The sequence below is a fragment of the Sulfolobus sp. B1 genome (genome assembly GCF_007050195.1).
In the GTDB taxonomy this organism is placed as follows: Archaea; Thermoproteota; Thermoprotei_A; order Sulfolobales; family Sulfolobaceae; genus Saccharolobus.
In genome coordinates, this window is record NZ_QIMI01000229.1 from 1 (window position 1) to 1,618 (window position 1,618).

The window sequence follows — 1,618 nt, forward strand, 5'->3', positions numbered from 1 at the left end:
CAATGCCTAGTATGACTAGTACTGCGACAAGTAATCTAACAATTACTTACGTGTTAGTAGGCATAGTAATAATGGTAGCAGTGGTAGTCTTCGTCGTAATGAGGTTAAGGAGATGATGAAGGAAAAGTACATAAGGTATATAGCTAGAGCAATAGTTAGTGTAATTTTACTAGTAATTTTAGATTACGTTTTAGCTAGAAAGTCAACATCATTTTATACACTAATATCGCTATTATCACAAAATGGGTATAGTTTAACACAAGGAGAGATTAGAAGCTTAGAGATGCTATATGGCTATAATTCAAATCTTTTCTATTCAGTTTCAAATTATTTAATCAGTTTTTTTACAGGAAATTGGGGCTATTCTATCTTCTATGGAAGACCCGTGATAAGCTTAGTGTTAGGGGCACTTATTAGATCATTAATACTCATAGCGGGCAGTTTAGGAATATCAATTCCCTTAATTCTATTGATAACGTACCTTTCAATTAAGTATCTAGGCAGTTTTCAAGATAATTTTTTGAACACAATTTTGATCATACTTTATTCAATCCCCGAAGTAGTAATTGCTACTTTACTTTTCATATTATTACCTCCTAATATAATCTCTCCCATGCTCACATTAGCGGTGATTGAATTGACGTTCTTATATATGTTCGTTAGAAGGAATTTAACCCAACTACTAGTAGAGCATTACAACATGATTGAGTTCTTCGTCTCTCTGGGTCTTGATGGAAGAATAATAAGTAAGGAAATACTTAGACTTACAGTACCATTATTGTTAGTGGCTATAACTTATTCCATTTCTACATCAATTCCTGCCCTAATTTTTGTCGAAACTGTATTTAATTACCCCGGTATAGGATACATGATGGTTCAAGCTATTAATAATTCAGATTATCCCTTAGCGTCTGGATGTTTTATATTATTTAGTATAATTTCAATTATTTTAAATTTAATAGCTGATGTTACTAATAGTAAGGTAGATTGGAGGGTGAAGTAATGAGGATAAGAAAAATGTTTGTAGGAGTATCAATAATAATATCGTTTGTTATAGTTTACATTATAAGCCTATTTATGAAACTATCTCCCACTGCCCAGCCGTATTTACCTCCCTCGCCTCAATATCTTCTAGGTACTACGTGGAGTGGGGAAAGTATGCTAGTATATGACCTAAGAGCATCTGGCGTATCATTAATGTTTGCAATTCTAGCTCCACTCTTCTCAACATTAATAGGCTTAGGATTATTAATGAGTATTTTTAACTCGTTTATCGATAATGCGGTAAATGAGATAACGATATTCTTTATCTCAATACCTAAGTATCCACTATTTCTAATATTATCCTTTGTACTCCCACCAAATAATTATGTCACACTAGGAGTAATGGTACTCGTACTGTGGACTCTGCCTGTAAGAATATTAAGACCAATATTTAAACAGCATTTAAATAGTAACTACGTCATCTCATACTTTATGCTAGGTGCTAATAATCTTTATATTTTAAGAAAGATAATTAGAAAAAATATTAATATAATATTTTCCCAATTCTGCACTAATGCTATAGTTGCAATTTCGATGCAAGCAGGATTAGCTTTTTTAGGAATTGGAAATGTTA

Annotated in this window: 2 protein-coding genes; both read left to right on the forward strand. The window is 32.1% G+C overall.

The features are described 5' to 3' along the window. Positions 1–112 precede the first annotated feature (112 nt). A complete protein-coding gene (locus tag DMP16_RS09720) occupies positions 113–1,003 on the forward strand; it encodes an ABC transporter permease (protein ID WP_069281351.1) in 891 nt (296 codons plus the stop codon). Next, a partial coding sequence (locus DMP16_RS09725; RefSeq protein ID WP_143577175.1) for an ABC transporter permease subunit occupies positions 1,003–1,618 on the forward strand: 616 nt, incomplete at its 3' end. The genes DMP16_RS09720 and DMP16_RS09725, both read left to right, overlap by 1 nt.